This is a genomic window from Vibrio sp. Isolate22 (assembly GCF_022398115.1).
Lineage (GTDB): Bacteria > Pseudomonadota > Gammaproteobacteria > Enterobacterales > Vibrionaceae > Vibrio.
Window position 1 is genome coordinate 1 of record NZ_JAKEUW010000011.1, and the last position, 20,818, is coordinate 20,818.

The following is a 20,818-nucleotide window of genomic DNA, read 5'->3' on the forward strand; positions in this document are numbered from 1 at the left end:
ATACTCATGGATAGCCTCGGCTTCAAGACCGCAAAGGCATTTAGCCTCAGAGTTAGGTTTAAGAGTCAGTGTAATAAGTGATGCTGTCTGGTGAGACTTTACTATTTTAAAGCCTTCCCAGAATGAAGATAGGAAAGTATGATTCGGCATGAAAACGGTAGTTTGTGTATGATTTTTGTTTGGCGACTAAACCATATCACTTACTACCGTTTTTGTTTTTAGTTCCCGCTAATCCGCGATGAACCTTTTAAAATTGTATCGTTAGAAGTCTGGCTAAACCATTTTCAGTGCGTGATGTCGAGTGAGTTGCTTGTGTAGCGCGTCTTTGAGCTCCATGCGTTCTACTTTGAGGTTGTGCATGCTGTCGTCATCAATCGGACTGCCTGATATTTCTAATTCACGGATGTCGTAATCAAGCTGATGGTACTTTTGCATGTCTGCTTTGAACTTTTCGTCGTCGTGGTTGAGTTGAACAATGTCTAATTTTAGCTCTGGGAAATCTAAGATAAAGGCATGGTTTTCATTGAGCATTGGCACTTCCTCTTTCATTAAATTAACTTCAGTATAGAACCTATTTTTGAAGATAAATGTGGTTCAAAACACAAAGCGAGATTAGGATCAAAAAAGGGCATTAGCGTGCCCAATTGGATTCGCTGATGCCCTTTGTTCTATCAGTTGCGTTGACCGCTATAACGTTTCTCCTAGGAGATTATTTCGCTTTTTTGCCAGAGCGTTGTTGCTCTTTGTATGCCAACTTTTCTTTCTTACGTTGCTCGATTAGGTGAGCAGCATCACCACCTACGTGAGTTTCGCCGCGTGCATTTGATAGCTGAACTTGTTTTTCACGTTCACGGAAACGCGCTTTCTGCTCGTCCGTGTGTTTATCAAAACACTTAGGGCAGCTTACGCCTTTCTCAAAGTGTTCAGAGGCTTTGTCTTCCTCTGTGATTGGTAGACGACAAGCGTTACATACATCGTAGCCACTCTTTTCTAGCTGGTGGTTAACGGCAACACGGCCATCAAACACGTAGCAATCGCCTTCCCACATACTCTCTTCTTCAGGTACTTCTTCTAGGTACTTTAGAATGCCGCCTTCAAGGTGGTAAACCTCCTCAAAGCCTTGCTCTTTCATGTAGGCCGTTGATTTTTCGCAACGAATACCACCTGTACAGAACATCGCGACTTTCTTGTGCTTCTTAGGATCTAGGTTGTCTTCAACGTACTGAGGGAATTCACGGAAAGTTTCCGTGTTTGGGTTTACCGCGTTTTTGAATGTACCGATGTCTACTTCGTAATCGTTACGAGTATCAACCAAGATCACATCTGGATCTGAGATAAGGTCGTTCCATTCGTTTGGCTTAACGTAAGTACCGACAACATGGCGAGGGTCGATGCTTTCGACACCCATGGTTACGATCTCTTTCTTTAGCTTTACCTTGGTGCGGTTGAATGGTTGTTCGTCGTTGAACGACTCTTTGTAAACAACATCAGCTAAGCGAGTGTCTTGCTTGAACCATTGAAGAAGAGCGTTGATAGATTCGCGCTTACCTGCAACGGTACCGTTGATACCTTCACTTGCGAGTAACAAAGTACCGCGAATGTTATTGGCTTCTAGAAGCTCAGTTAGCGGTTGGCGAATTTCTTGGTAATTATCAAGTGCTACGAATTTATACAGAGCACATACAACATATTGAGACATGGTTTTTCCTTTCTGCGAGCTGGAACGTAAATCCAGAGCGGTTGCCTATTCTGATCATAGCTGGACATTGAAGCCTAGCTCGTCATGATGGCTTATTAAAATCCGCCGCAGTATAACTAAGGCGATGTAGGACAAAAACCAACCAAGTGTAGGGCTATTTATCACCTGTTTTATTGTGGATTTATGGTTTGAGGAACGAAAAAGCCCTGCTGTACAAATACAGCAGGGCTTGGTATCGAATCTGTCTTACTTTATCAGCGATTACGCTTGGTTAAGTACTTCCGCTAAGCGTTTCACCGCTTCAGTCAGCTCTTCAGGGTTAGCGTTAGTGAAGTTTAAGCGCAGTGCAGCTTTTGCTCCCTCCGGCTTTGGATAGAATACTGGGCTTGGTACAACCGCCACACCATTTGAAAGTAGGGTCTTAGCCAGTTCAAAAGTATCGCACTCTGGAATCTCAACCCAAATGAACATCCCGCCATCTACTGCTTTTAATACACAGTCAGCAGGCAGCTGTTTTTCTAGTTCTGAAAACAGCACTTCATAGCGAGACTTGTACAGTGAGCGGATGCTTTCCATGTGTACGTTAAAGTCTTGGTGTTTTAGAAGGCCAAGCAGTAGGGCTTGCATCGGAACGCTTGAGTGCAAATCTGCGCCTTGCTTCACTTTGATCAGTGGCTCAAGGTAGCTGCGCTTGCCCGTTACCGCACCGATACGTAAACCAGGTGATGCAATCTTAGAGAATGAACGAAGAACGATAGAGTTATCAGGGCAGAAAGACGAAACCAACGGCAGCTCAGTGCCAGTGAAACGCAACTCTCGGTATGGTGCATCCTCGATGAACGCGACGTTGTATTTGATACACAGCTCAGCCACTTTTTGGCGAGCCTCTGTGGTCCAACATACGCCCGTTGGGTTATGGAAATCTGGCACCGCGTAGAACATTTTTGGTGATTGCTCAGCAAAGCACGTTTCTAGTTCATCTAGGTTAGGTCCAAATTCAGTTTGAGACACAGTCACAATGTTTGCTTGAACCAAGCCAAACACTTGCATCGCACCTAAGTAGCTCGGCGCTTCCATTACCACTACATCATTCGGATCAACATATGCACGAGCAATCAAATCTAGACCTTGCTGAGAGCCTGTACAGATCATCGCTGTGTGAGTTTCTGGCAATTGGTAGCTTTGTGTTAGGTGATCAAGTAATGGGCCGTAACCCGCTGTTGAGCCGTATTGGAAAACTTCAGGCATGTTCGCTAGGTTTTCTAGCGTTGGCTTCATTAAATCGATCGGGAAGGTTTTCTCATCCGGCAGGCCACCTGCTAGTGAGATGACGTTTGGATCGCTTGCTGCAGCGAGGATCTCTCGAATATATGAAGATTGAATTTGTTGTAATGACTGTGCGATTTCCATGTGTTGTGTCTCGTCGTTTTTCGTTTTTATTCTATCGCTTGATATTATACGGCAATTGTAAAAACTAGCGTGTCCATTTATGCTCTTGAACATGTCCATTTATGCTATTTAAACGATGTCACGTCAACATATATCTAGAATCAATGATGTTCTTTTCCATATTCATCAAGACATCAGCCAGCCGTTGTCTGCTAAAGAGCTCTCTGAGATAGCAGCCTACTCAGAGCAACACTTTCATCGCACCTTCAAAAGTGTGGTGGGGGAGTCGCTGCACCAATATATCCGACGCACTCGGATGGAGTATGCCGCTAATCAGTTGATGTTCGATACCAGCTCGTCGGTGGTTGAGATAGCCAATAAATGTGGTTTCAGTTCGGTGTCTTCGTTTAGCCGAGCGTTCAAAGCGACCTTTAATATGTCTCCGGGCGAGTGGCGCAAACACGATTTGCAGATCGCCGAAAAGCCTTATTTGAAAGATCCTGAGGTGGCGGCTGGTTATCAAAATGTCGCACAGCGCAAGCTGCCCGAGCCTAAAATAGTGGAAACACCAGAGCGCATGGCAGCCTATGTTCGACACACTGGCTATAACCGTTCTATTCGTAATGCGTGGTTGATATTGAAAGCGTGGGCGAATGCCGAACAGCGTGATTTTTCGACCCAGTTTGGTTTGCACCATTCAAATCCTGCTTGGGTTGAGATGGATCAGTGTCGCTATGTGGCGTGTATCGCGATCAGTGAACCGATCAAGTATCGCAGTGTGGTTAATCAGATGGTGATTCCCAGCGGTTTGCATGCTGTGTTTCGACTCAATGGCCGCTATGGAGAGTTGCTACCACAGATCAGCATGGTATTAGAAAAATGGTTACCTACATCAGGTTTCAAGCAGCGTTCAACACCAGCCTATGTGCACTATCATCAGAATCATTTCTTGAATAGTGATGAAGTGTTCGAACTCGATTTCTATCTTCCGGTGAGTTTTTACTGATCGATGGTTGTGCTGTTTTGTTGAACCAGACTTTGCTCTTTTGTTGAGACAAATTAGCACGACTAATAGCTGCCAACGATTCTATGCAGGTGGGCTAAGATAGACACGCTTTGTTGATAATGTACCCCATTAAAAGATGACAACGTACGGATTAAACGATAGCATCACTTTCTTATTGCAAATAGTTCTTAATATCACCTGCTAGTAAACATGACTATTACTCACAAAGATTATCTGAAAATCGCTTTTCCTTTCATTATCTCAACGGTTACTCAGCCTCTACTCGGTGCGGTGGATACTGCTGTCATTGGGCAACTTGGTATTGCTGAGTTGATCGGTGGCGTCGCGATTGGCACCATCATCATGAACACCATGTATTGGTTGTTTGGCTTTTTTCGTGTCAGCACCACAGGGCAAAGCGCGATGGCGTTGGGCAAAGGGGATCGTTCGGAACTCGCGGGCAGTTTGATGCGCCCATTTGTGCTGTCTGGTTTGGTGGGTTTGATCTTTATTTTGATACAACCTCTGATCTGGCAAGGGGCGATGTGGGTGATAGAGCCTGAAGTGAACGTGGCTGAACAAGCGCATATCTACTTCAGTATTTTGATTTATGGCGCGCCTTTTGTGCTGCTCAACTACACCATTATTGGATGGTTGATGGGGCAGGCGAAAGCCAAAGAGGTCCTTTACACACAAGTGTTTGGCAACGTGTTAAACATTGTTTTGGATGCGGTGTTCGTCCTGTATTTCGATTTAGGTGTTGCGGGGGTGGCATACGCAAGTTTGATTGCACAAATCACCACCTTTGCGATTGGTATGACGCTGGTTATGAATACGAGCAATATCTCGATCTCTGAGTTCTTGCAAGGTTCGAAGATGACCAAGAAAGACCTATCGACAATCATCTCATCGAATACCGACTTATTGTTACGCACTATCTGCATCTTGGTGTTCTTCAATATGATGGCGCGCACCGGTTCTAAACTGGGTACTGATGTTCTCGCAGCAAACGCGATTTTGATGCAGGTAACTTTTATTGTTAGTTACATGTTCGACGGCATTGCCAATGCATCGAGCGTGTTTGCGGGTAAAGCTGTGGGGCAGAAAAATGCTTCCATGCTTGATCGTGTGTTAAGGCTAAACTTCCAATGGACTGCGGGTTTTATTGCTGTACTAACGCTACTGACTTTGTTGTTTAAAGATCTGATCGTTTTCTTGTTTACCGATATTCCGGCGCTAGTTGCTTTATACTATGAGATGGCACCGTGGCTGATTGCGTTTCCGCTGTTGGCTGGGTTTGGTTTGACGGTTTACGGCATCTTTACTGGAACAGGCACAACCCGTCCGGTTCGTGACTCGAGTATTGCTACTTTGTTGGTGTTCTTGGTTGTCCAGGCACTAGCAGTTGGTGCATGGGGCAATCATGGTTTGTGGTTAGCGTTTACTCTGTTCTACCTTGGGCGTATTGCTTTCCTGTACCCGTTCATCACTCAGGTTAAACAGAAGTGTTACTCGGCAAAAGAGAGCCTTAATGGGGCGATGAATTAACTCTATCTAAAGTCACTTCAAAAACTTTATGAAGGCGCTTGTCTATCTTTACACAGTAAAATTAGACGGCGCTTTTTTGTACCTGATAGATAGTTAAAATTGGTCAATCAAACAGCAAAAAAACTGCGATACAGTTCAATGTTCTCTTTCCATCACCTTAGCTAAATGATAAGGTTGTTATGTTATAACATCTGTCTATGAGTATTTGCGTGAACGCCCCACTTTTGTCTGTTGACCAGTTAACAATCAAAACTTCTTCGAGAACCCTTTTCCAAGATATCTGCTTCGATGTATATCGAGGTGAATTGTTAGCGATCATGGGACCTTCAGGAATCGGTAAGTCGATGCTTTCGCGTGCGATTGCGGGGTTCTTGCCCGAGACTGTTGAGGCGGATGGTCATATTACTTTTGCTGGTGAGAGTGTGTGTGATTTACCGATGTTGCAAAGAACTGCAGCACAGAGACCAGCGGTTATCTTCCAAGATGCCCTTCAAGCGCTCAATCCTCTTGTCTCCATTGAAGGTCAGCTTACGTTGGCACTAACGGGAACTCGTACTAAGCCCAAGTCAAAAGACAAAACCAAGATCACCGAATTGTTGATTCAGTTGGGCTTTCCAAACCCAGAAACTATTTTGCCGTTATACCCAAGCCAAATCTCCGGAGGCCAGCGCCAGCGTGTGTGTATTGCGATTGGCTTGTTGAGTAACGCCGATATCATCATTGCCGATGAACCGACTAGTGCGTTAGACCCGGTAACAGAGCAAGAGATACTTAAGCTGATTCGTGAGAATGTTAAGCAGCGCCAGATTGGCGGCTTGCTTATTACTCATGATCTACACAGCGCGTTAGCGTGTGACAAGTTATTGGTGATCGATGATGGCGGTGTGGTGGCTTATGGAGCACCGAAACATGCGCTTGAATCGAGTTCTCACGCGTTCTGTTGTTCATTGAGAGATCTCATCGAATGAGCTCGACCTTTTCACTAAACTCAGAAGTCTCGCCATCAATGCCTGTGATTGATTCAGAAACACTTACACCGATTGAGATTAAGTTCGAGAACGTCGGAGTGCACTATTACTCCATTCCTCGTTGGTTAGGTGGTCAGGCGTTCAAAGCGCTACAAAATGTCGACCTTAATGTTGAAGACAAAAGCCTAGCTATTGTTGGACGTTCTGGGGCGGGTAAATCGACACTGATTGAACTGCTATTTGGGCTGAAATCGCCGACCGTTGGTGATATCAGCCTATTTGGGCATTCATTGCCGATTCGAAATAGCAAAGTGCAAGCGGCGGTATGTCGCCTTATCCAATTGGTGCCACAAGAGCCACACACTAGCCTCAACCCTTACTATACCGTTCGACAGATCTTAGCCGAGCCGCTGAGCAATCTAGATGTTTCTGGCAATCATCAAAGCATCATTGAAGAGACGCTGTTGGACGTTGGCTTACCTGCGTCTTTGTTATCGCTCAAGCCAAATCAGCTCTCTACGGGCCAAGCTCAACGTGTTGCGATTGCTCGGGCGCTTGTCGTTAGACCCGCAGTATTAGTTGCCGATGAGCCAACTAGCAGCCTTGATCCGGTGAATCGCCAGAGGCTACTCGACTTATTGAATTCATTGAAAAAGAAACGCGATATGCGCCTAATTTTGGTGACACATGATCTAGGCGCAGCACAAGCGCTTTGCGAAGAAATTCTGGTCCTTGACCATGGCCAAATGGTCGAGCATGGACCGACACCTCAAGTGATGAGCACACCTGCTCATCCAGTGACTCAGATGCTGATCGAATCTCAGCCTCTATCGAAATCTACTTGTTAAACACAACCTCATTAATTAATAAAATACAGCTATAGAGAAAAACAACTATGCGTTTTAATTCAATCAAATTGGCTTGCGCACTTGCGCTAGCGCTGCCTTTGACAGGCTGTTTTGACTCTCAACCAGAGTCGAGCGAAGCTGCGGTCAAATCTGAAATCCGTGTTGCGATGATGCAGCCACCAAGAACGGGCCTATCGCCACTTTCTGATGATGCGTTTAAGTTATCGCGTTGGAGTACGGCTGAAACGCTAGTTAACCTGAGCCCAACTTCAGAAGCTGAGCCAATGCTGGCTACGGACTGGAAACAGGTAGACCCCCTGACGTGGCAATTCACGATTCGTCAGGACGTTAAATTTCACGATGGCTCTACATTAACCGCAGAGTCTGTTGTGAACTCGCTGCAGAAAGCACTTGAAGCTGCGCCTAAGCCTCGCATTCTTGATGGTGTAGACCTGGAAGTGAAAGCGTTGGACAACTACCGCGTTGAGATCAAAACCAGCTTTGATGATCCTCTTTTACCAAGCCGTCTATCAAGTCCTCAGCTCGCGATTCTTGCAGCAAGCGCTTACCAAGAAGATGGTCGTGTAATCCCAACTGGTGCAGGTACTGGCCCATTTGAGTTGACTGAAATTAACGGAACAACAAGTGCTAAACTCCAACGATTTGATGGCTACTGGGGCGAAAAGGCGAGAATTGAATCTGTGATTGCAGAGTATGTTCCAAATGGCTTTGCACGTGCTGCTGCTCTAAGAACAGGTACTGCAGACGTCGTTGAAGCCGTGCCAGTTTCACAAATCGCGACCATTGACTCGAGCCTGCTTTATGAAGTGGCAATGCCTCGTACCAACACGCTTTACCTGAACAACAAGTCGGGTGTATTTAGCGATATCAACCTACGTAAAGTTGCAGCAGCGGCTGTGGACCGTGAGCAAATCGTGAAGACTGTGTACGAAAATCACGCGGACATCGCACAAGGTCTTCTAGGTCCCGCTCTTGCTTGGGCCGCGCCGATTCGACCTGAAGGTCAGGCAGTAGACAAAACGCTAAAAGCTAACGGTGAGAGCATTGTTATCGGTACCTTTACTGACCGTGCCGAGCTTCCAGAAGTAGCTGCACTACTTAAACAGCAACTTGAAGCGGCTGGTTTTAAAGTTGAGCTGGATATCCGTGAATACGCTCAGATTGAAAACGATGCATTGTCTGGCAAGTTTGATGCGTTCATCCTTTCTCGTGCAACCGTTTTGGATTCTGGTGACCCAGTGGCTTACATGATGAGTGACTTTGGCTGTAAGGGTTCATTTAACCTTGGTCAGTTCTGCTCTCAAGAAGTAGACAAAGCATTGACTCACGCAGACCTGCAACCACTAGGTGCACTGCGTCAGCAAGCGATCATCGAAGCTGAGCAAAAAATACTTAATGACTTCGCAGCTATTCCACTGCTTCACGAACGTGTGATTCAAGGTGAGAGCGAACGTGTAAGCAATGTAGTTCGTGACCCAAGTGAGCGTCGCTTAGTTGATCAAACGACTCAAGTTAACGCGGCAACACAGGTTAACTAAATAAATGTTATCTGCTGAAACTCTGCGTCGAACCTTGTTTATCTTGACGCCTTGGCTATCAAGAATCGCTTCACTGATTGTGGTGGTGATTCTTGTTGGCTTGATGCCTGACATTGCCGGCATCGACCCAAGTCAATCCATCCTGCGAGCGAGGGCGGGGCAACAACACCTGCTTACGCCTGAAGCTTTAGCCGCAGTGCGAGCTGATTTACAGCTGGACCGTTCGGCAAGTGAGCGCCTAATCGACTGGGTTGGCAGTGCCTTCTCTGGAGATTTAGGTACATCATGGATAGATGGTTCTTCGGTTGCATTAGGCCTACAAAAAACAGCGGCTACGTCTCTGTTTTTGATGTCTAGCGCACTGGTGATGACTTTCGTACTGTGTGGTGCAGGCCTACTTGCTACCTTGCGCAGTTGGAAGAAGGGCAAATTAGGGCAGAGTTACAGCAGTTTAAGCACCGTATTAATATCCTTGCCAGAGTACGTGGTGGCTTCGGTATTAATACTGGTGTTCTCAATCTGGTTAGGTTGGCTACCACCTTATGGTTGGCAAGGCTGGCAAGACATCTGGCTACCGAGTTTAGCGCTCGCACTGCCTGCTAGCGGCCTGTTTAGTCGTTTACTCAGAGACAGTTTACAACGCGTTCTTAATGAACCTTGGGTGATCACTTGGCTCAGTGCTAATGTTCACTCCAACCAAATTATTCGCTTTGCGCTGAAAAGAGCGTTGAGCAGCTTAATCCCACAAATAGCGATGATCGTGATTGGTTTAACTGGTGGCGCAGTCGCGGTTGAGCTGATCTTTTCGATTCCCGGTATCGGACGCATGATTCTTGGTGCTGCTAAAGCGCAAGATCTACCAATGCTGCAAGGCGGCTTATTAGTATTGTTGCTGTTTTCGATTGCAGTAAGCAGCATCAGCCTGTTTGTTCAGCAATTGATTCTGGGCCATAGCCTGAAAAGCGGCAAGCTCATCAGCAGCCACTCTTCGTTTCGTTTTACCGAGAGCCGCGCCAAGCGTGTCACTGCTTTTGCGATCTTCTCATTCCTAATTGCTATCGTGATTTGGGCTGCATTCCGAGATCCATACACCAGTCAATTTGCACGTTTGGCATCACCGAGCTGGCAAGCACCTTTGGGGGCCGATGGCATTGGGCGAGACCTGTTAGCGAGAATCGGTTCTGGTATGGTCGCAACCTTCCAAGCGGGTATTTTGGCAACCTTCTTGAGCTTAGTGACCGGCATTATCATGGGCTTCAATACTCGCTTTAGCCAAGGCCTTATCGAGATCACTAAGGGTATTCCTTACATCATTGCTGGCCTGTTGGTTGCTGGCTTAACAGGGATGAATCCAAACAGCGCATTAATTGCGATTGTACTGGTGTCTTGGGCGCCATTAGCGGCGCACTGTTCTAGTTTAATCGTGGAAGCTAAGGCTCAGCCCTATACGCACCTCGCGCCATTGTGGGGCACCAGCAAGCTGAGAATCTTCCGCTTCTACTTGCTTCCTTATGTGTTACCGCCGCTACTAAGACATGCGTTGTTGAGGTTACCAGTCATCACTCTAAGCTTGACCTCACTGAGCTTCATCGGACTTGGGGCAAAACCACCAACACCGGAATGGGGTTTAATGATTGCAGAGAACTTGCCATATATTGAACGTGCACCACTAGCGGTAATGGGACCAATTATTGGGCTTATCCTGCTGGGTGCGGCTATCAACATGATGTTTGATGACTAAAGAGTCAGCAAGGGGCTTGAGTTTTCGGTTGGGTATTTATGTTGTAACCTTAGGCCTGCTTTTAGAACTGCTCGAAAGTTCAATAGACCCTATTAAAGTGTAAAGGATTCAACATGTATCTCGTTTTGTATTGCCACAATATTGGTATGACCGACTTTTCTTTCTTTGAGACGGAAGATTTCGACAAAGAAGAGGGTTATATCGTGCGAGGAAAATGGCCGAACGAAAAAGCGTTCCGTGATTACTTGAGCAAAGAGTTTGGTGATATGAGTGAGTTCCAAGTGATTGACCTAATCGCCAAAGGTGCAGAGGCAGAACACTACTCGCCAGAAGAGTTGATGCGCTTAGCTCTCTAACTGTAAGCTCAATAACATGTTTCAAATCGAACAAACAAATGGCAGCCTGATTGGGCTGCCATTTTTCGTTTTAAACTAGAGCACATTGCTCGCAGTAGGAGTGAAGCTACTGCGCCACTTCGTCCACTAAATACAAGATCGATTGATATGGAATACCACTGTGGTGTGATAAACCTATCTCACAGGTTCGGCTGTTACTGAAACCACGAGTGCAGTTGCTGGGTACTTGTTCTTTAAGTGGGTGTACTGCTGCTTCATTCAGTTCTGGTGTAGTGAAGCCTTTGTCACCCGCCCAGCCACAACATTGAATATGCTCTGGAACAATCACTTCTTCGGTACAGGCCTTCGCAAGGTTTAACATCGCCCCTTCTAAGCCCATTCGGCGGGAGCTACAAGTGACATGCAGCATCACGGTCTCTTTAAGTGGTTCAAGCGTCAGATGCTCTAGCAAGTATTGATTCACAAACCCTGTCGGCTCTAGTACTTCTAACGGCTTGGTGAACTGCTCAATACTGCGTTTGGCGCATGGACTGGTGTCCATTAATACTGGGTATTCACCCTGACGACTCGCTTGCCACAAGACTTCTTCGAGCTGTTGTGCTTTCGATTGAGCTAGATCGTTCATCCCTTTACTGTCGTAAGGCATACCACAACACTGGTCGTCTAATTTCTTAGGCAGGATGACTTCAAAACCAGCTTTGTTGAGCAGAGACATGGTTACTTCAGTAAGAGGACGTTGGTCGCCCGCATCACTCTGTTGCCCCATGGTTCGGCTGGCACATGAAGGAAGGTAAACCACTTTTTTAGTGTTATTCGACGTTGCGGCTGTCATTGGTGAAGCCGTGAGCGAGTGACTGTTGGACTGCGGCATCTCTGGCATCCAAATCGGTGTCGCGCCTTTGGTCACAGAGCGCAGGCCATTAGTTAGTTTGCCGACGGTGTTTGCACCCAAGACTTTACTCGCTACTTGGTTGGTCTTGAGGCCTGCTTTGGTCAGCTTCGTGGTGGTCGAGAAATGATCGGCTGTCCACTTAGCAATTGGTGTGAACTTCTCATACTTGGCAACACGAAGCTTCTTCACCAAGTCACCCGTATTAATGCCTACCGGACAACGCTCAGCACACAGGCCTGTTGCCGCGCAGGTATCAATACCCTGGTATTCGAAGGTTTTCTCTAGTTCACTGGCTTCTATCTCTTCACCTGCAGTTCGGCGGCGTTGCAGTTCTCGGTACAGCACGATGCGTTGGCGAGGTGATAAGGTGAGTGTACGAGACGGACAAACAGGCTCACAGAACCCACATTCAATACAGCGGTCGACAAGGTCGTCGGCAGCGGGCATTGGCTTTAAGTCTGTGATGTGGGAGTTTGGATTGTCGTTGATGATAACGCCAGGGTTGAGCAGTCTTTCTGGATCGAACAGCGCTTTGATCTGTTGCATCAAGGCGTAGCCATCTTTACCCCATTCCAATTCTACGTAAGGTGCCATGTTGCGGCCCGTGCCGTGTTCCGCTTTCAGAGAACCTTGATATTTCACGGCGACAAGCTCGGCAACGTCATCCATGAAACCACCATAACGGTCGATCTCTTCTTGGCTATCAAAACCTTGGGTAAACACAAAGTGCAGGTTGCCTTCTAGGGCGTGACCGAAAATAATTGCTTCACTGTAGTCGTATTTATCGAACAGCTCTTGCAGCTCTCGAATACCATTCGCTAGGTTTTCAACTGGGAAAGCAACATCTTCAATGATGACGGTCGTACCGACTTCACGCACTGCACCAACGGCTGGGAACATGCCTTTTCGAATGCCCCACAGGGTAGCGACAATCTTCGGATCGGACGTGAAAGGAACAGATTCAATAATCGTGTAATCAGCCAATGCATCCAAAATTGATTTACATTGTAAATCTAATTCCTGCTGGGAGCTGGCGTGTGATTCTACCAAAATAGCCGCTGCTTCTAAATCCAAGTTTGGCATAAACGCAGGCATACCCGGCTTATCCGCGACAGAACGCAGCGCTCTACCATCCATTAACTCAACAGCAGCAACCGGAGTTTTGGACAGTGTAGTTACGGCTTTACTTGCTTGCTCGATGTCGGCAAACACAAGCAGAGCTGAGGCTTTATTTGGGTGCTCAATCACCGTGTTGTAAGTGATCTCGGCGATGAAGCCTAGCGTGCCCTCTGAACCAATCATCAGGTGTTTGATGATTTCGATAGGGTCGTGGTAATCGACCAATGCATTGAGCGCGTAGCCCGTAGTGTTTTTAAGGCGATACTTGTGGCGGATTCTGTCGGCGAGTTCTTGATTCGAGCTGGTTTGACGATGCAATTCAGCAATACCATCAAACAGCGTTTTGTGTGACTGCTTGAATGATTCAACGCTAGTACTGTCTGCTGTATTGAGTAGGGTGCCATCGCTTAGGACGACTTTCATGCTTTCGACAGTGCGGTAGGAGTTTTGCGCGGTACCGCAGCACATGCCGCTGGCGTTGTTTGCGGCGATACCACCGATTTTACAGGTGTTGATTGAAGCTGGGTCGGGGCCGATTTTACGTTGAAATGGGGCAAGGTATTTGTTGGCATCGGCGCCAATCACACCGGGCTGAAGAATGATTTGATTGCCGTTATCGACGATCTCATGGCCACGCCAATCGTCGGTCAGAGTGATAAGTACAGAATCTGAAACCGCTTGTCCTGAAAGACTGGTACCTGCCGCGCGGAAGGTAAAATGAATGCCCAGTTCACGACAGCTTTGGATGGTGAATATTACTTCGTCTAGGTTTTTAAGCCTTAGAACCATTTTCGGCACCAAGCGATAAAAACTCGCGTCGGTGCCGTAAGCCAGTCGCTTTGCCTCTTGCGTGACAATGCGTTCCGTTTCTATTTTTTGAGCCAGTATCGCCTCAAGCTGCTGATAAGCCTTCGGGTCAATTACTCGCTCATGGGATGTGTTTGCTTCCATCTTTGCTTCCTTGTGCTTCTTATTTGGCACTGATTTGTTTTTTTGTTTTATTTTCCAGTGCTTAAACGGTGTCACAACGGCAGTGGAATTGCTGTGACACCGATTGAACTTCAGTCTAAGTAGACCAAAGCATTACAGTGAATCAACGGACTTAATCTAACCCCACCAAAGATTCACGAGTTAAGTCTTTGATTGTCTTTGCGCCAGTTAATGTCATGGCAACGCGCATCTCTTTGTCGTAAAGGTCGAGCAGGTTCTCAACGCCGGCTTGTCCTTGAGCTGCTAATGCGTATACGAAAGAGCGGCCAAGCAAGGTGCAGTCTGCGCCAAGTGCCATCATACGAACCACATCTAAGCCTGTGCGAATGCCAGAGTCGACCAGAATCTTGGTGTCGCCTTTAACTGCATCAGCAATTGAAGGCAGCGCTTTAGCACTAGATAGAACACCATCAAGCTGACGACCACCGTGATTTGAAACGACGATACCGTCTGCGCCAAATCTTACCGCGTCTTTTGCATCTTCTTCATCAAGAATGCCTTTGATGACCATAGGGCCGTCCCAGAAATCACGGATCCACTCTAGGTCTTTCCATGAAATCGACGGGTCGAAGTTATCACCCAACCAACCGATGTAGTCTTCCAGCTTGGTCGGAGAACCACGATAAGTAGAGATGTTGCCTAGGTCGTGTGGTTTACCCAGCAAGCCGACATCAACTGCCCAACTAGGATGACGCACAGATTGGAATACGCGGCGTACTGCTGCATTTGGTCCACTCATTCCGGAATGCATGTCACGGTAGCGTGCACCGGGTACGGGCATATCAACAGTGAAGACCAATGTGGTTACGCCTGCCGCTTTTGCACGCTCTAGTACGTTCTTCATGAAACCGCGATCTTTGAGCACGTAAAGCTGGAACCACATTGGACGCTCAATCTTAGGCGCGACTTCTTCAATCGGGCACACCGACACGGTCGACATGGTAAATGGGATGCCTTTGTTGTCTGCGGCTTTGGCGGCTTGTACTTCACCGCGTCGTGCATACATACCCGTTAAACCAACTGGCGCCAGTGCGATTGGCATCGCAAGCTTCTCGCCGAACAGCTCGGTTTCTAAGTTTAGATCCGACATGTCGTTGAGTACGCGCTGCTTTAGCGCAATCTCAGCAAGGTCAGCCGTGTTGCGGTGTAGGGTGTGCTCTCCGTAAGAACCACCATCAATGTAGTGGAAAAGAAACGGAGGTAATTTCGATTTTGCTGCGGCGCGGTAATCAGTCGATGCGGATATGATCATAATTTCAGTCCTAAATTCTTGGGATGTTGCTCTTCTTTGAGAGCTTGGTTTGGGCTGCTTTAATTCGGGAAAATGGCGTTAATACCCGTGGGTGTTGATGTGTTCTAGTGTCCATCCCGGAACTCATCAACTGTCTTATTAGACGGTGTTGCTGTCGGGGAATTGAGTATTAACGCCAAGTGCTTTGGTGACGACTTATGGCTTACATAAGTGCGTCTGTCATATTGAAACCGTAGATAACCACTAGACCGATGATGCCTGTCATCACCAAGTAGTAGAACGTTGGGATAACGGTTTTACGTAGTGTTGCACCTTCACGTCCTAGCAAGCCTACCGTTGCCGAAGCGGCTACTACGTTGTGAATTGCAATCATGTTACCAGCTGCTGCACCAACAGCTTGTAGGGCAACGACGACTGCACTTGAGATAGTCAGAGTTTGCGCTACTTCGAATTGGAACTGGCTGAACATCATGTTTGATACTGTGTTTGAACCCGCAATGAAGGCACCTAGAGCACCCACTGTCGCACTCAACGCAGGGAAAGCAGAGCCCACAAGGTCAGCGGCGAAGTTTGCTGTTGTTACCGGCATACTCGCGAGGTCAGCTGCATTGACGCCAGAGTTGATGAAGATACGAACCATAGGGATGGTGAACACCAGTACAAAACCAGCACCGATTAGTGTTTTGCTTGATTCACCGAACGCTTTTGCCAGTGGCGCTGCGCTGCGGCCTTGAATCAGAACAGCAACCAATGCCACGAATACTAAGATACCGCCCGGTAGGTAAAGAGGTTGAATCGCAGTGCTCACACCGGTTTCCCCAAGGATGTTGCTGAACGATAGGCTAACGCTCTTCAAGAGACCTTTAAACTCAGGGCTCACGCGGCTCGCAACCAAAGTCACAGCCAGCAGCACGTATGGTGCCCATGCCATCGCCATGCTCATCTTCTTATGGCCTTGATTGTTGTCATCAAGGTCAATTTTCAGAGAACCTAACCATTCAGCAGGCCATTTGTCTTCGCTCTCAAAGTCCCATTTTGATTTCGGTACTAGGAAGCCACGTTTTGCTGCTGTAACGACAATTGCTAGGCCAACCAGACCGCCAATTAGAGATGGGAACTCAGCGCCTAGGAAGACACCGGTTAGTGCGTAAGGGATAGTGAAAGCTGCACCAGCAAACAGTGCGAACGGTAGAATGTCTAAGCCTTCTGTCCAGCTTTTGTTCTTACCGAAGAAACGAGTCAGCATCATCGCCATCAACACTGGCATCATCACACCCACAGAGGCGTGAATCAGCGCCACACTTGAGGTGATTTGTTGTAGGTAAGCGTCCCAAGTAGAACCATGAGCAATCAGGCTTTCACCGATGTTGTGTGTGTCCAAGCCTTTGTTCACACCAACGATTATAGGTGTACCCACCGCGCCGAATGATACTGGTGTCGATTGGATCATCATGCCCATCAATACCGCAGCAAGCGCAGGGAAGCCGATAGCAACCAGTAGCGGCGCTGCAATAGCTGCGGGAGTACCGAAGCCAGATGCGCCCTCAATGAAGGAACCAAAACACCAAGCGATGATGATCGCCTGAACACGACGGTCAGCGGATATGTCCGTGAAGCCGTTGCGGATGGTGATGATAGCTCCGGTGTGTTTCAAAGTGTTTAATAAGAAGATGGCGCCGAACACAATCCAGAGAACCGACACGGTAATACCGAAACCTTGGAACACAGAGGCCAACACGCGAGTGCCAGACATATCCCAAGCAAATAGGGCAATAGCAACGGTTAATGCAAATGCCACTGGCATCGCTTTTTTCGCAGGCCAGTTCAGGCCGACCAGCAGAATCGCTGCAACAACTATTGGTGAAAAGGCCAATAGAGCTAGTAGAGTTTCACTCATGGGTACTTCCTCGTACTGTTTTCAAACGTTCATGTTTGAAGTAGATAACACGTTATGGGTTGTCATTTTTTGACTCGCTATTGGCCTCTAAACGGGAACCATTTGGGTGCGAATCTTGTAATTGGAATGACTCTTTTGTAATTGTTTTGTTAATTTGGCGTGAATTTACCCCTTTATTTTTTATTGATATAGGGAAATAATGAAAATAATTAATTCCAAAATTGGCATAATCAGATGCGAGCAGACGATTTGATCCTGTTTTCACAGGTAGTAGAACTGGGCAGTTTCAGTAAGGTGGCAGAGCAAAATAACCTTACAAATTCGGTAGTTAGTAAAAGAATTGCACGCCTAGAGGAAGAAATTGGCGTGCAATTATTATATCGAACGACGCGTAAATTGACCCTGACTGAGGCGGGTAAGGCAATTTTGCACGGAGCCAAAAATGTGAAGCAGGCGGCTCAAGAGGCTATGGACGCAGTTTCAGGCTTTGGTGAAAATGTCAGCGGTCATATCAAAATGTCAGTGCCTACTATCTCTGGAGATTTGATTCTGGCAGACGCCGTTGCCGAGTTTTGTAATATGCATCCAGGTTTAACGGTCGATATGTCACTGGACAATCGCTTTGTTGACTTAGTAGAAGATGGTTTGGACTTGGTGATTCGTACCGGTTACCTAGAAGACTCCAGCTTGATTGCACGACATATATTGGACTCACAATGGGTGGTGTGTGCCTCGCCTTCGTATATCGCCAAGAACGGTAAACCGATGCAGCCCAAGGACTTAGTTGAGCACAACTGCTTGCAATACGCTTATCAAACCACTGGAGCGAGTGAGTGGCAGTTTCTGCACAGTAAAGACGGTTGTACCGACAACGACAAATATATCGTGCGTGTCTCGGGCTCTTTCTCGACGGACAACGCGACCGCGTTAAGAAAAGCCGCCTTGGGCGGACATGGTGTGGCGTATGTGCCGCGCTGTCTGGTTTATCATGATATTCGCAATGGTCAGCTGGTGGACATATTCCCTGACTTGGTGGGCAAGAAGTTGGGTATTTATGCGGTTTACCCTTTTACTCGCCAGCCGCCCAACAAGATTAAGTTACTGATTGAACACATAAGAACGCGTTACCTGACGATTTCTCACTATTTTTAATAAGGATCACGATGAGCTATTTAAAAGAGTATCAATATCCAATCACCAATAAACAGATTGTCAGCGATGACTACTTTGGTCAGATAATCGAAGACCCTTATCGCTGGTTAGAAGACGACATAAGTGATGAAACCGCGCAGTGGGTAGCGAGCCAAAATGCAGTCACGTTTGATTACCTTGCTCAAATTCCCTACCGCGCAGAACTGCGAGAACGTTTAGCAAAAGCGCAAGACTACAAAAAGAGCTCACAGCCGTTTGTCCGAGGCGATTACACCTACTTCTATAAGAATGATGGCTTGCAAAACCACAGCATTCTCTATCGTCAGAAAGAGGGGCAGCCTACCGAAATATTCTTAGACCCGAACACCTTCTCGGAAGATGGCACCACATCTCTGGGCTCAGTGTCATTTTCGAAAGACTATAGCTTAGTGGCGTACAGTATTTCTGAGGGCGGCAGTGATTGGCGTAAGATCTTCGTGATTGACACCGAGACTAAGCAGCAGCTCGAAACGGAAATCAACGACGCTAAATTTACCGGAATCTCTTGGTTAGGCAATCGCGGTTTTTACTACTCCAGTTACGATAAGCCCGATGGTAGCGAACTTTCTGCTCGCACTGAACAGCACAAGCTGTACTTCCATGAATTAGGTACAGAGCAAGCCAATGACAAGGTGATCTTTGGCGAAAACAACGATGAGCAACACCGCTATGTGTCTGGCTACACTACCGAAGATGATCGCTACTTAATTATTCTTGGGAAAGAGTCCACGTCTGGTAACAGACTGTTTTATATGGATTTAAACTCACAAGAACAATCGTTGAACACGCTGATTGATCATGTGGATAGCGACACGTATCTCATCGATAACCAAGATGAGACCTTCATTCTGTACACCAATCTCGATGCACCGAACGGTAAGGTAGTGAGCTTTGACACACGTACTGAGCAGTGGCGAGATATCATCTCAGAAAAGCCACAGCCGTTAGATATCAGTACAGGTGGAGGGTACTTGTTCGCGCACTACATGGTGGACGTGGTATCCAAAATTGATCAGCTTGATTACCAAGGTAACCTAGTTCGAGAGCTCCACATGCCAGGATTAGGAACGGCCAGCGGCTTGGGTGGGAAAACAGAACAAACGCAGCTTTATTACACCTTTACCAACTATGTTACGCCGCCGACTATTTTCTCGTTTGATGTTGAATCTGGCAACTCGGAAATCTATCAGCACTCTGAGTCTCCGTTTGAGTCGGACAAATTTGAATCTAAGCAGATCTTCTATACCTCGAAAGATGGCACTCAGGTTCCGATGCTTATCTCTTATAAGAAGGGAATAAAACTGGACGGCAATAACCCAACCATGCTGTACGCCTATGGTGGCTTTAATGTCAGCCTAACCCCGTCTTTCTCGGGAACGGTGGGCAGTTGGTTGGAGTTGGGTGGCGTATACGCAGTTCCCAATCTGAGAGGTGGCGGTGAGTATGGCAAGGCGTGGCACAAAGCGGGTACTCAGCAGCAGAAACAGAATGTCTTTGATGACTTTATCGCTGCAGCAGAATTCCTAATCTCAGAAAACTACACCAGTAGCGACAAGTTAGCGATTCGCGGTGGCTCTAATGGTGGTCTGCTGGTGGGTGCCTGTATGACTCAAAGGCCGGAGTTATTCCAAGTGGCTTTGCCAGCTGTTGGAGTATTAGACATGCTGCGTTACCACACATTCACGTCTGGCGAAGGCTGGGCGTATGACTACGGTACCTCCGCACAAAGTAAAGAGATGTTCGAATACCTGCTTGGTTATTCGCCAGTTCACAATGTGCTACGTGGCGTCGACTATCCAGCAACACTGGTTACGACCGCTGATCATGACGACCGTGTGGTGCCTGCTCACTCTTATAAGTTCATTGCTGAGCTACAAGATAAGCATGACGGCGGTGCGCCTGTCATGATTCGTATTGATGTTAATGCGGGGCACGGTGCTGGAATGCCATTGAGTAAAGCTATCGATCTTACTGCAGATATTTATGCATTTACGCTATTCAACATGGGTGTTGAGTCTCTTGATACGCCGTAGAGATGTCTTGAATCAATTAAAATAGATATTTGACCATAACTAAAAAGCCTCAAAATTGATGATAGATTTTGAGGCTTTTCATATATATGAAAATCCGTCAAAACTGCACCGTATTTCCCTCATTTTCATACACTGTTTTCCGTGATAGACCCCGCCATTATTGATGAAATGAAAGCGATTTCAAGCTGATATTTCACGCACTTTTTATTCTAAGTTTCTGATATTAAATTAATAGTTTTGGGTATGGTTTTTCTAAAAGTTTCATGGCTCTTGACCTAATTTATCAGTGTGAACAGCGACCAACTTTTCAACGCTTTCATTGCTTAATAT

General features: G+C 46.8%; 15 protein-coding genes. 9 read left to right on the top strand and 6 right to left on the bottom strand.

Annotated elements, in window-relative coordinates; translation table 11 throughout:
* Positions 1 to 273: 273 nt before the first annotated feature.
* From L1D55_RS08525 to L1D55_RS08535, 3 genes are all read right to left on the bottom strand, one after another.
* Positions 274 to 531 (bottom strand): YdcH family protein, encoded by a 258-nt coding sequence (locus L1D55_RS08525; RefSeq protein ID WP_004737050.1) that lies wholly within the window; start codon positions 529 to 531, stop codon positions 274 to 276.
* Between the two features lie 178 nt (positions 532 to 709).
* Positions 710 to 1,699, bottom strand: a complete 990-nt coding sequence (locus L1D55_RS08530; protein ID WP_239917134.1) for a rhodanese-related sulfurtransferase — start codon at positions 1,697 to 1,699, stop codon at positions 710 to 712.
* Between the two features lie 261 nt (positions 1,700 to 1,960).
* Positions 1,961 to 3,109 (bottom strand): PLP-dependent aminotransferase family protein, encoded by a 1,149-nt coding sequence (locus L1D55_RS08535; RefSeq protein ID WP_239917135.1) that lies wholly within the window; start codon positions 3,107 to 3,109, stop codon positions 1,961 to 1,963.
* Between the two features lie 115 nt (positions 3,110 to 3,224).
* Between L1D55_RS08535 and L1D55_RS08540 the strand changes: the two genes are divergently transcribed.
* The 7 genes from L1D55_RS08540 (at position 3,225) to L1D55_RS08570 (ending at position 11,114) form a co-directional block, all read left to right on the top strand.
* The gene (locus L1D55_RS08540) at positions 3,225 to 4,094 is read left to right on the top strand and encodes a helix-turn-helix domain-containing protein (RefSeq protein WP_239917136.1); all 870 of its coding nucleotides are present in this window, start codon (positions 3,225 to 3,227) and stop codon (positions 4,092 to 4,094) included.
* Positions 4,095 to 4,304: 210 nt separating this feature from the next.
* Positions 4,305 to 5,642, top strand: coding sequence for an MATE family efflux transporter (locus L1D55_RS08545; protein ID WP_239917137.1), 1,338 nt, complete (start codon positions 4,305 to 4,307; stop codon positions 5,640 to 5,642).
* 209 nt (positions 5,643 to 5,851) lie between these two features.
* Positions 5,852 to 6,610: an ATP-binding cassette domain-containing protein gene (locus tag L1D55_RS08550; protein WP_239917138.1), complete on the top strand. Its 759-nt coding sequence runs from the start codon at positions 5,852 to 5,854 to the stop codon at positions 6,608 to 6,610.
* The gene (locus L1D55_RS08555; RefSeq protein WP_239917139.1) at positions 6,607 to 7,458 is read left to right on the top strand and encodes an ATP-binding cassette domain-containing protein; all 852 of its coding nucleotides are present in this window, start codon (positions 6,607 to 6,609) and stop codon (positions 7,456 to 7,458) included. The genes L1D55_RS08550 and L1D55_RS08555 overlap by 4 nt, the downstream gene beginning before the upstream one ends.
* Positions 7,459 to 7,505: 47 nt before the next feature.
* On the top strand, positions 7,506 to 9,017 hold the full coding sequence (locus L1D55_RS08560; RefSeq protein ID WP_239917140.1) for an ABC transporter substrate-binding protein: 1,512 nt from the start codon (positions 7,506 to 7,508) through the stop codon (positions 9,015 to 9,017).
* A gap of 4 nt (positions 9,018 to 9,021) precedes the next feature.
* Positions 9,022 to 10,758: an ABC transporter permease subunit gene (locus tag L1D55_RS08565; RefSeq protein WP_239917141.1), complete on the top strand. Its 1,737-nt coding sequence runs from the start codon at positions 9,022 to 9,024 to the stop codon at positions 10,756 to 10,758.
* A 113-nt stretch (positions 10,759 to 10,871) separates the two neighbouring features.
* A complete protein-coding gene (locus tag L1D55_RS08570; RefSeq protein WP_171367543.1) occupies positions 10,872 to 11,114 on the top strand; it encodes a hypothetical protein in 243 nt (80 codons plus the stop codon).
* Positions 11,115 to 11,220: 106 nt separating this feature from the next.
* Here the strand turns inward: L1D55_RS08570 and L1D55_RS08575 are convergent, their stop codons facing one another.
* The 3 genes from L1D55_RS08575 to L1D55_RS08585 form a co-directional block, all read right to left on the bottom strand.
* Positions 11,221 to 14,076 (bottom strand): FAD-binding and (Fe-S)-binding domain-containing protein, encoded by a 2,856-nt coding sequence (locus L1D55_RS08575; protein ID WP_239917142.1) that lies wholly within the window; start codon positions 14,074 to 14,076, stop codon positions 11,221 to 11,223.
* Between the two features lie 151 nt (positions 14,077 to 14,227).
* Complete coding sequence (gene lldD, locus L1D55_RS08580; protein WP_239917143.1) at positions 14,228 to 15,367, bottom strand: FMN-dependent L-lactate dehydrogenase LldD; 1,140 nt, start codon at positions 15,365 to 15,367, stop codon at positions 14,228 to 14,230.
* Between the two features lie 202 nt (positions 15,368 to 15,569).
* Positions 15,570 to 17,264 (bottom strand): L-lactate permease, encoded by a 1,695-nt coding sequence (locus L1D55_RS08585; protein ID WP_239917144.1) that lies wholly within the window; start codon positions 17,262 to 17,264, stop codon positions 15,570 to 15,572.
* 234 nt (positions 17,265 to 17,498) lie between these two features.
* On the opposite strand from L1D55_RS08585, the gene L1D55_RS08590 reads away from it, so the two are divergent.
* Together L1D55_RS08590 and L1D55_RS08595 are read left to right on the top strand one after the other, a co-directional pair.
* Positions 17,499 to 18,416 (top strand): LysR family transcriptional regulator, encoded by a 918-nt coding sequence (locus L1D55_RS08590; protein WP_239917145.1) that lies wholly within the window; start codon positions 17,499 to 17,501, stop codon positions 18,414 to 18,416.
* Between the two features lie 11 nt (positions 18,417 to 18,427).
* Positions 18,428 to 20,488, top strand: coding sequence for a prolyl oligopeptidase family serine peptidase (locus tag L1D55_RS08595; RefSeq protein WP_239917146.1), 2,061 nt, complete (start codon positions 18,428 to 18,430; stop codon positions 20,486 to 20,488).
* Positions 20,489 to 20,818: the final 330 nt, after the last annotated feature.

What these genes read in the sequence shown, in the direction of transcription:
- L1D55_RS08570 (WP_171367543.1), top strand. Translation starts at nt 10,872, where the DNA reads ATGTATCTCGTTTTGTATTGCCACAATATTGGTATGACCGACTTTTCT.
- L1D55_RS08545 (WP_239917137.1), top strand. Translation starts at nt 4,305, where the DNA reads ATGACTATTACTCACAAAGATTATCTGAAAATCGCTTTTCCTTTCATT.
- L1D55_RS08555 (WP_239917139.1), top strand. Translation starts at nt 6,607, where the DNA reads ATGAGCTCGACCTTTTCACTAAACTCAGAAGTCTCGCCATCAATGCCT.
- L1D55_RS08525 (WP_004737050.1), bottom strand. Translation starts at nt 531, where the DNA reads ATGCTCAATGAAAACCATGCCTTTATCTTAGATTTCCCAGAGCTAAAA.
- L1D55_RS08560 (WP_239917140.1), top strand. Translation starts at nt 7,506, where the DNA reads ATGCGTTTTAATTCAATCAAATTGGCTTGCGCACTTGCGCTAGCGCTG.
- L1D55_RS08540 (WP_239917136.1), top strand. Translation starts at nt 3,225, where the DNA reads ATGTCACGTCAACATATATCTAGAATCAATGATGTTCTTTTCCATATT.
- L1D55_RS08565 (WP_239917141.1), top strand. Translation starts at nt 9,022, where the DNA reads ATGTTATCTGCTGAAACTCTGCGTCGAACCTTGTTTATCTTGACGCCT.
- L1D55_RS08590 (WP_239917145.1), top strand. Translation starts at nt 17,499, where the DNA reads ATGCGAGCAGACGATTTGATCCTGTTTTCACAGGTAGTAGAACTGGGC.
- L1D55_RS08595 (WP_239917146.1), top strand. Translation starts at nt 18,428, where the DNA reads ATGAGCTATTTAAAAGAGTATCAATATCCAATCACCAATAAACAGATT.
- L1D55_RS08530 (WP_239917134.1), bottom strand. Translation starts at nt 1,699, where the DNA reads ATGTCTCAATATGTTGTATGTGCTCTGTATAAATTCGTAGCACTTGAT.
- L1D55_RS08585 (WP_239917144.1), bottom strand. Translation starts at nt 17,264, where the DNA reads ATGAGTGAAACTCTACTAGCTCTATTGGCCTTTTCACCAATAGTTGTT.
- lldD (WP_239917143.1), bottom strand. Translation starts at nt 15,367, where the DNA reads ATGATCATATCCGCATCGACTGATTACCGCGCCGCAGCAAAATCGAAA.
- L1D55_RS08575 (WP_239917142.1), bottom strand. Translation starts at nt 14,076, where the DNA reads ATGGAAGCAAACACATCCCATGAGCGAGTAATTGACCCGAAGGCTTAT.
- L1D55_RS08535 (WP_239917135.1), bottom strand. Translation starts at nt 3,109, where the DNA reads ATGGAAATCGCACAGTCATTACAACAAATTCAATCTTCATATATTCGA.